The following is a 422-nucleotide window of genomic DNA, read 5'->3' as shown; positions in this document are numbered from 1 at the left end:
ACCGCAATCGTAGCCCCGCGCGCCCCAGGCCGACGACGCGCCGGGGAGTGTCCGGATTTTTGTGTGCAGGCCTATGATGGTTTTCAAGGAGACCGACCATGGCACGCACGCCGAAGTCCGCGAAGCAGTCCAGCAAGCCGGCGCTGCCGGCCAGTGCTGAGCAGTTGCTAGATGAACTTGTAACTGGGCCGATGACGGCTGAGGCGGTCCAGGACACGTTCATGCTGTTGAAGAAGGCGTTGATCGAACGCGCGTTGGGCGCCGAGCTGGGTCAGCACCTGGGATATCCGGCAGGACAGGCCCGTCCCGAGGCGTCCAGCAACCAGCGCAACGGCAAGAGCCGCAAGACGGTATTGACCGATGACGGGCCCCTGAAGCTCGATATCCCGCGTGATCGGGACGGCAGCTTCGCCCCGATCCTG

At 64.2% G+C, this 422-nt stretch carries 1 protein-coding gene; it reads left to right on the top strand.

The features are described from left to right. Window positions 1-98 precede the first annotated feature (98 nt). The coding region (locus tag B2W22_RS21205) for a transposase (RefSeq protein ID WP_286939458.1) at window positions 99-422 on the top strand (324 nt) is incomplete at its 3' end.

The organism is Achromobacter sp. UBA4530, from assembly GCF_002388205.1.
In the GTDB taxonomy this organism is placed as follows: Bacteria; Pseudomonadota; Gammaproteobacteria; order Burkholderiales; family Burkholderiaceae_B; genus Achromobacter; species Achromobacter animicus.
This window is presented reverse-complemented; position numbering and strand designations above follow the sequence as displayed.